Source organism: Microcoleus sp. BM001215392, from assembly GCF_036700185.1.
Lineage (GTDB): Bacteria > Cyanobacteriota > Cyanobacteriia > Cyanobacteriales > Microcoleaceae > Microcoleus.
In genome coordinates, this window is the sequence record NZ_JAUBOJ010000198.1 from 1 (window position 1) to 8,027 (window position 8,027).

9 protein-coding genes are annotated in these 8,027 nt (G+C 46.2%); 2 read left to right on the plus strand and 7 right to left on the minus strand.

What is annotated here, in order from left to right:
- Window positions 1-243: 243 nt before the first annotated feature.
- The 7 genes from QT974_RS20070 to der form a co-directional block, all read right to left on the minus strand.
- Complete coding sequence (locus tag QT974_RS20070; protein ID WP_333470187.1) at window positions 244-870, minus strand: cell division protein SepF; 627 nt, start codon at window positions 868-870, stop codon at window positions 244-246.
- Window positions 871-936: 66 nt separating this feature from the next.
- Window positions 937-1,623 carry a YggS family pyridoxal phosphate-dependent enzyme gene (locus QT974_RS20075; protein WP_333470188.1) on the minus strand — a complete coding sequence of 229 codons (687 nt, stop codon included), beginning with the start codon at window positions 1,621-1,623 and terminating at the stop codon, window positions 937-939.
- Between the two features lie 93 nt (window positions 1,624-1,716).
- Window positions 1,717-1,986 carry a transcriptional coactivator PipX gene (pipX, locus tag QT974_RS20080; RefSeq protein ID WP_333470189.1) on the minus strand — a complete coding sequence of 90 codons (270 nt, stop codon included), beginning with the start codon at window positions 1,984-1,986 and terminating at the stop codon, window positions 1,717-1,719.
- Between the two features lie 42 nt (window positions 1,987-2,028).
- Window positions 2,029-2,466, minus strand: a complete 438-nt coding sequence (gene acpS / locus QT974_RS20085) for a holo-ACP synthase (RefSeq protein ID WP_333470190.1) — start codon at window positions 2,464-2,466, stop codon at window positions 2,029-2,031.
- Between the two features lie 273 nt (window positions 2,467-2,739).
- Complete coding sequence (locus QT974_RS20090; RefSeq protein WP_333470191.1) at window positions 2,740-3,735, minus strand: energy-coupling factor transporter transmembrane component T family protein; 996 nt, start codon at window positions 3,733-3,735, stop codon at window positions 2,740-2,742.
- A gap of 268 nt (window positions 3,736-4,003) precedes the next feature.
- A complete protein-coding gene (locus QT974_RS20095; RefSeq protein ID WP_333470192.1) occupies window positions 4,004-4,234 on the minus strand; it encodes a four helix bundle protein in 231 nt (76 codons plus the stop codon).
- A gap of 293 nt (window positions 4,235-4,527) precedes the next feature.
- Window positions 4,528-5,889 carry a ribosome biogenesis GTPase Der gene (gene der / locus QT974_RS20100; protein ID WP_333470193.1) on the minus strand — a complete coding sequence of 454 codons (1,362 nt, stop codon included), beginning with the start codon at window positions 5,887-5,889 and terminating at the stop codon, window positions 4,528-4,530.
- 71 nt (window positions 5,890-5,960) lie between these two features.
- On the opposite strand from der, the gene QT974_RS20105 reads away from it, so the two are divergent.
- Together QT974_RS20105 and QT974_RS20110 are read left to right on the plus strand one after the other, a co-directional pair.
- Entirely contained in the window at window positions 5,961-7,169 is a 1,209-nt protein-coding gene (locus QT974_RS20105) for a NupC/NupG family nucleoside CNT transporter (protein ID WP_333470194.1), read from the plus strand.
- 236 nt (window positions 7,170-7,405) lie between these two features.
- Window positions 7,406-7,948, plus strand: coding sequence for an acireductone dioxygenase (locus QT974_RS20110; RefSeq protein WP_333470195.1), 543 nt, complete (start codon window positions 7,406-7,408; stop codon window positions 7,946-7,948).
- Window positions 7,949-8,027 lie beyond the last annotated feature (79 nt).

Genomic DNA, 8,027 nt, shown 5'->3' on the forward strand with positions numbered 1-8,027 from the left:
TATTGGTTATTGGTTATTGGTTATTGGTTATTGGTTATTGGTTATTGGTTATTTGTTACGGGTGATTGGTGATTGGTGATTGGTTCGGTACTGGACGCACACACTCTATATGTATGGTGCGCAATGCGCACCTTGCCAACTACCGATAGCAGACAATTTTTTTTGTCTTAGTCCTATTGTTATTTTTCAACAGTCAACAGCCAACAGCCAACTGTCAACTGTCAACTGTCAACTGTCAACTGATTACTGAGCCGCTTGAGCTTGTTCAGCCGGCCATACAGTCGGTGCAGGAGCAGCCGCAGCAGGGCGCGGGCGTCCTTGGGCTGGGGGCACTTCGTGAACCACACCAGACTGAGTTCTCACCTGCACGCAGCTAGGCGTAAACAAGAAAATGCTTTCGCCAATGCGCTCTTGATGACCGTCAAGAGCGTAAGTACCGCCCGCCACAAAGTCCACAGCTCTTTGGGCTTGGTCTGGGTCCATCACCGTCAGGTTCAAAACCACAGATTTGCGTTCTTTAAGAGCTCGAATTGCAGCCGGCATCTCTTCAAAAGTGCGCGGCTCCATCACTACTACTTCCGAAATCCCGTTCATAGATCCAGGCATTCCAATCACGTTATTCATTACTGATCCTACTCCCCCGGTTGGTGCAACAACATCCGTACCTGTCGATCCTACTACTGACCGCTCCCGCATTCTGCGATTTTGGCGGCGTTCTTCTTCTGCTGCGGCGACAGCAGCGGCGTTAGGTTCAGGCGGTTGGTAGGCGCTCTGAAAACGCTCTCCTTCGGCTTCGTCGTACTCATAATCGTATTCAGGCTCATTGTTGAAGCCTACAAAATCTCGTAGCTTAGAAAAAATGTTCACCATTTAAGCTCCTTCACGACTGTGCTGCCCCGACTATACTCGCGTTGCGGGTTAGCCGCGGGTGGCTGACTATTCTATTTTTAACCCAAGTTGTCCTCTTCTAGAGCCAAACAAGCTTGTTCCTAGCCGTATCATAGTAGCACCTGCTTGAATTGCCAAATGATAATCTCCCGACATCCCCATCGAGAGCTGCTGCATTTGAATGTTTGGCAAATTTTGCTGCTGGATTTTGTCAGCAAGTTCGCGGGTGTTGTTGAACAATTCTAGAATTTGTGAGTCATCTAATCCGATCGGAGGTATTGTCATCAAACCTTGAATTTTGATATACTCACATTTGTTGAGTTCTCGAAGGTCGGCAAGTAGCTCTGGAGAGCTCCACCCGTATTTGTCGGGATCGGGCAACATTTTGACTTGCAGGCAGACTTGGGGAGAGCAGGATTGTTCGCCCGCCAAGCGCGAGAGCCGCTGAGCTAGCTTTAAATTATCCAGAGAGTGAATCCACTGGAAATGTTCTAGAGCCTTGGCTGCTTTGTTGGCTTGCAAGTGGCCGATCAAGTGCCAGTTGATATCTGGTAAATCTTGCAGTTGGCTTTGTTTTTCGGCAGTCTCTTGCACTTTACTCTCGCCAAAATCTCGGATGCCGATGTCGTATGCTTCGCGGATAGCATCAGCCGATACCTGTTTGGTAACGGCAATTAACCGCACTGATTCCGGCAGTTGTTGGCGAATGCTGTTAATTCGAGAGGCAATGGTCATGGGTGCTCAACGCTCTTGACAGGAGGGCAGGAAAATTAAGACAGATATCAATTACCAAGTTACCAATTACCAATTACCAATTACCAATTTTGGCTATTGAAAGGTGCGCTTGTGAACGGCCTGCAATTGATCGTACTCCTGATATTGACCGCTGCGACGGAGGGTTCGCAGGCGAATTTCGACCATGAGGCGAGCGTCGGAGCGACTGATGGGTTCAAATCTCAAGCCGCCAGGGCCGTTTGTCACTAAAAAAAATAGGCGCTGGGCGTATAGGGTGGTAAATAATTCTTGGCTGTCTTCAACCTGGGATACCCTGAAGAGGAGGCCAAAGTTTGGATGATTCAGGTAGGTTTCGGTAGTCATTCACGCTCACAATCGATCGATATTAGATTAAAGATTTAGATTTTAGATTGTAGTTTCGCTCGATCGCGGGGTGCACAGGGCGATCGCGGTAGCCATACTATAGTCTCCATCGTGACTGAGGCTCAACTGCCACTGGCAATTTCCCCAAACAGAGGCTCGTGCGGCTGCGGTTCCGTGCAGTTGCACGTTTGGAGCACCGTTTTCGCAGCGCCGAATTTCGACATCAGCATACCGTATTCCCCGCCATCCCGTGCCTAGAGCTTTGACAACAGCTTCCTTTGCTGCCCATCGCCCCGCTAGTTGGTTGCAGGAAACTCGGTTCATTTTACCTTTAATGCTGCTGTATTGAGAATTTAGTTGTCCGCAGTCTCTTTGTTCGGCCGGGGTGTAAACTTTTTCCAGGAAGCGATCGCCAAATCGATCTAATACAGCTTGAATGCGCGGAACATATACGATATCTGTCCCGAGATAGATGTTCACAGTCTTGGATCTCTAAATATTTGTCTCCATTACCTTAGCAGCACTATCGCCTCGAAGTATCTCATACCATTTGAGATTTGAGATTTGAGATTGAAGAATTGAAGAATTGAAGAATTGAAGCATTGGATGTGGCTTTGGAGTCTACCTACATCAGCATTCTTGTTGGAAACTGGTATCAGTTTTGCTTGGATGGGTGACCGATACCCGTCAAGTATCAATGGTTTGATTCCCTTACTGTGCAACTGTCAACTGTCAACTGTCAACTGTCAACTGTCAACTGTCCCAACCCCAAACGAAGCGGGCGCTCCAGAGGACGATCAAGCAGCCGAGGGCTATCCAGTCTCGGATTTTTAAATGTAACTGGTGCCATTCTACGCGGTGTCGATCGGGACTGGTAAAGCCGCGAACTTTCATCGCGCTAGCTATTTGTGCGGCTCGCAGGAGCAAGTTTTCTAACAGGCGCTCGGCGATAGTCAACCAAACTTGAGCGGCGCGGCGAAATCCGAGTTTTTTCCAGTTTATGGCTCTGGTGCTGACCGATCGCACTAAATTTTGTATTTCTTCCAATACTAGGGGAATGAAGCGCAAAGATAAGGTTAATGTTAGGGCAATTTCGGTGACTGGCCAGCGCAAGCGGCGCAGTGGTTGCATTAAGTTTTCGATGGCGGCGGTGATTTCTTCGCTGGCTGTGGTGAGGAGGTAGAGGTTGGTGCTATAAATTACTGTGAAAAATAAGGTGCTGACGTTGATACCTAAATCTATGGATTTGCGGGTAATTTTAATCGGGCCGCCTTTGAATACAACGTAACTGTAATTTGTGGGTTGGGGGAGTTTATTTGGGATTGGGGATGGGGGATTTTGGGTTGGGGATTTTGAGCCTAAATTAAAAGATTTGTACCATGGTTTGGGCTCTTGAGCTGGTAGAAGGGTTGCGGGTTGTTGCGAAAAGGTTAATTCGTCGGCTGGGATGCGAGGCTGATGTTCTGATGGAAGTGCGTCGGGGGCGATCGCGCTGAGGCAAAATACTAAAAAGCAGAATAGTAGCAGCAGCCCCATTTGCTGTTTCCAAACGCGGAAGGGAATCGCTGCGCTGAGTGTCAGTACAATTAACATTACTACTAGCATCAACCGCCACACGGGATTGGCGAGTATGGGCGCAATTAGAAATGTCATCAACCAGGCCAGTTTGACGCGGGAGTCTAGCCGGTGCAGCCAGGTTACGGGTTGTTCTAGGTAAAGTCCAATAGGGAGCGATCGCAATAAATCCATGTTGTAGATTTTAGATTTTAGATTTTAGATTTTAGATTTTAAATTGAGGGATTGGGGGATTGGGGATTGATTGGGGGATTGATTGGGGGATTGATTGGGGGATTGATTGGGAGGATTGCGGATTTTTTTATCTTCGATTTGATGTTTGGTGCTTAGCTACTAATGTTTTAATGGATGCAACTGTCATCGCTAAAATCTCATTAGTCTCTGACATGATACTTTTCAATTTAGTGGCATCTAGCAATTGGGCTTCAACAATTAACTCCATTCAGTAAAGACTTTCATCCGCTTCTTCTTCCACTATCCTCAGTTTAGAAATCAAATCTGCTGTTGACTTAGCACGACAAGCAGCTCGATAATTTGCTCCCACAGAAGTTGCCGAACGTATTAACTGCTTACCAATAACCTGAGAAGCCGATTCTTTTGGCAGAGCATCTACTAGCTTAATAACTCTCAATGCTAGCTGCTTCGTTCTTCTTTTAAACTCTTGTTCATCCACTTGAGTGATTTTAGATTTTAGATTTTAGATTTTAGATTGTTTGATTGGGGGATTGATTGTTTGATTTGGGGATTTATTGGGGGATTGTTTTATTTTCAATTTTGTGTGGGGGTCTACCGATTAAGGTTTTGGGGGATTCAACTGTCAGAGATAGAATCAGATTTATCTCTGAAATTGTACTTTTCTGAACCACGAGACGCTTGTTCCACAAATAAAAGAAAAAATCGCAATCTAATCATATCATTAAACTGCGTTTTCTCTTCAATCTAAAATCCAAAATCCCAAATCTGGAATTACTTCACCCGCAGTGCTCTGTTGGTGGTGCTGACTTCGCTGGCGCGAACTTTTTTGCCTCTCCACAGCAGCCGCATTGGTGTACCTGTAAAGCCGAGGTGTTTGCGGAATTGGCTTTCCATGTAGCGGCGGTAGTTTTCGGTGAAGCGTTTGGGATCGTTGACGAATAGGGCGATGGTTGGCGGTTGCGATCGCACTTGGGTACCGTAATAGATTTTGCCTTGTTTTCCTTGGCGGGTAACTGGTGCTGAGTGCCAGGTTGTGGCTTCTTCTATTACTTCGTTAATCACGGCGGTAGCGACGCGGCGTTTGTGTTCGTCGGAGGCTTTGTCTACTAATTCAATGACTTTTTCAACTCGCTGTCCGCTCATGGCGCTGACAAAGATCATTTCTGCCCAGTCGAGGAAATACAGTTTGATTCTTGCTGTTTTTTCGTACTCGTAGATGGTGTCGTTGTCTTTTTCTATGGCGTCCCATTTGTTGATGACGATGATGCAGGCTCGACCTTCTTGGCTGATGCGATCGGCTAATTTTTGGTCTTGATCTGTAACGCCGTCAATTGCATCTATTACTAGCAGTATTACATCGGCGCGGCGGATGGCTTTGAAAGCGCGGTTGATTCCGAAAAATTCGGCGCCGTATTCGACGTTTTTCTTTTTGCGAATTCCGGCTGTGTCGATCAGGCGGTAGGTTTGACCGTTGCGTTCTACTATGGTGTCAATTGCGTCGCGGGTTGTGCCGGAAATTGGGCTGACTATGGCGCGGTTTTCTCCGAGAAATGCGTTTAGCAAACTCGATTTGCCGACGTTGGGACGACCGATAATTGCTACTTTGATTTCATCTACTTCTGGCTCTATTTCTGTGGGAAGGTAAGTCATTAATTGGTCTAGCAATTCGCCGGTACCGTTACCGTGAATCCCGGAAATGGGGTAAGGTTCTCCCAGTCCTAATGTCCAAAAGTCTGCTGCTTGGGTGAGTCCGGTATTTTCCGATTCGCACTTGTTGACGGCGAGAATGACGGGGACTTTTTGCACTCGCAGCCAAGAGGCGATGGATTCGTCGCCGCCGGTGAGTCCGGTTTTTCCGTCTACTACGAAAATTGCTGCACTTGCTTCTGCTAGCGCCGCCATTGCTTGTTCGCGGATTAATGGCAGAAATTCGGTCTCGTCATCGAATACTAGCCCGCCGGTGTCTACGACTTGATATTCGCGATCGCCCCAGTATGCTGGTCTGTACGTGCGATCGCGCGTAATTCCCGGTTCGTCGTGGACGATCGCGTCTTGGCTGTTGGCTAAACGGTTGACGATCGTCGATTTGCCTACATTGGGGCGTCCAATAATAGCAACTATAGGTAGAGGCATAAAAGTAGCAGCATTTAGGCTGCGCCGTAATTTTGAGCTTTAATCTTTGATTATAAGGGAATGTGACTGAAATGGAAAGACTTATTTCTGTGTTGGGCTTAGCGGTTTTTGTGGGTTTGTCCTACGCCTTTTCAGTCGATCGACGGGCTGTTAAGTGGCCTCCCGTACTGTGGGGAATTGCTTTGCAGCTAATTTTTGCAATCTTGATTCTCAAAACTGCTCCGGGTTTGGCGGCATTTAAATTTTTGGGAGATTTAGTCACCCAATTTCTCAATTTTTCTGATGCTGGGGCAAAGTTTGTATTTGGTGACAAATTTACCGACCACTATATCGCTTTTAAAGTCCTGCCGACTATTATCTTTTTCTCTTCGTTTATCAGCCTGCTTTATCACTACGGCATTTTGCAGCGGGTGGTGCAAGCAGTTGCTTGGGGCATGATTAAAACGATGAAAACTTCTGGTGCAGAAACGCTTTCTTGTGCTGCCAATATTTTTGTCGGACAAACAGAAGCACCACTATTAATTAAACCCTATGTAGCGACGATGACTCTCTCGGAACTGCACGCTGTAATGACGGGGGGTTTTGCTACAATTGCGGGCGGAGTTATGGCCGCTTACATTTCTTTTGGTGTGTCTCCTCAACATTTAATTGCTGCGTCGGTGATGTCGGCACCTGCTGCTTTGGCAATTTCTAAATTGCTGTATCCAGAAACTGAAAAGTCCCTGACTGCTGGCGAGGTGGAAATTCAGGTAGATCGGGTTTATGCTAATGCGGTGGATGCGGCGGCTTCTGGTGCTAGCGATGGTTTGAAGTTGGCCGCAAATGTGGGAGCAATGCTGATAGCTTTTTTGGGTTTGTTGGCTTTTTTTGATGCAGTTTTGGGTTGGTTTGGAGGGCTGGTTAGTTTGCCTCAGTTGTCGCTGGAATGGATTTTTTCTTATTTGATGGCTCCCGTGGCTTGGCTGATGGGTGTACCTTGGGCAGATTGCGGGAAAATAGGAGTTATTTTGGGGAAGAAGACGATTTTAAATGAGTTTATAGCTTATCTGGATTTGATGGAATTGGTGAAGCAACAGGCGATTTCGGAACGATCGGTAATTATTGCGACTTATGCTTTGTGCGGCTTTTCTAATATTGGTTCCATCGGAATTCAAATTGGGGGGATTGGTGGGATGGCGCCATCCCGCAAGGGTGATTTGGCTCGGTTGGGCGTCAGGGCGATGATTGCTGGTTCTGTGGCTTGTTTCATGACTGCTTGTATTGCTGGAATGCTGGTTTAAAAGTTCTCAGTTTTGTAAGGTGCGCCATAAGCACCTTACTTTCAAGGTTATTAAATAAAAGTTAAAATTTAAGATTTATCGTGAAAGTGTGATATTAAGTTGAAGATATGGAGGCAAAATATCTAATTTTAGCGATCGGCTATTATGAAAAACAAGCAGGAGTTTTGTCTGTTACAACAGTATATACAAGCTGCCAACTAAATTCTCCTCAAAGCGAAATAAATAGGTGATGTAATATGGCTGTTCTGCAATTAGAAGACGGTAGGATATATACCGATATCGAGGCGATCGCGAGCCAACTGGCTATTTTAAATATTGAGCTCGATCGCCTACCAAAGAAGGAAAATCCTGCTGTTCAAGAAATTCTACTGCAAGACATTCTCAATGTCACAGAAAAACAGCAGATTCTCGCAGCATTTAAAACCGAGTTTGAATATTTCAAGCGCGCCAGCGGATGTCAGTGGTGCGACTTAAAAGTGCTACATCCGGGTTCGCCACAGATTTACCCGCTGATGACTCAAAGCGATCGCACTCACACTCACGCAGATGCCGAAGTTCTGCACGTTTTAGCTGGGGAATGTGTTTTTGGGTTCGTCTATCCTAACGGCTCTCAGGTACAATTAATGTTGGAAGCTGAAGAATATCTTAAAGTGCCTCCCAATACTGAACATTGGTTTTATCTCACTCCGTTGCTGTACTTGAAAGCTGTGCAGTATTACACCACTGCTCAAGGGTGGGTTCCTCAGTATACAAATAGGAAGTTGAAAATTAAAAATTAAATCATTAGGCGATTGAAATCGCGCCTACAAAAAATCATGTCTGCCTCTGCGGACTAAGAAATAAAGATCGAACTCGGCG

Coding starts and splice junctions, on each gene's coding strand:
- QT974_RS20105 (WP_333470194.1), top strand. CDS start 5,961: ATGGAAAGACTTATTTCTGTGTTGGGCTTAGCGGTTTTTGTGGGTTTG.
- QT974_RS20070 (WP_333470187.1), bottom strand. CDS start 870: ATGGTGAACATTTTTTCTAAGCTACGAGATTTTGTAGGCTTCAACAAT.
- QT974_RS20075 (WP_333470188.1), bottom strand. CDS start 1,623: ATGACCATTGCCTCTCGAATTAACAGCATTCGCCAACAACTGCCGGAA.
- QT974_RS20090 (WP_333470191.1), bottom strand. CDS start 3,735: ATGGATTTATTGCGATCGCTCCCTATTGGACTTTACCTAGAACAACCC.
- der (WP_333470193.1), bottom strand. CDS start 5,889: ATGCCTCTACCTATAGTTGCTATTATTGGACGCCCCAATGTAGGCAAA.
- pipX (WP_333470189.1), bottom strand. CDS start 1,986: ATGACTACCGAAACCTACCTGAATCATCCAAACTTTGGCCTCCTCTTC.
- QT974_RS20110 (WP_333470195.1), top strand. CDS start 7,406: ATGGCTGTTCTGCAATTAGAAGACGGTAGGATATATACCGATATCGAG.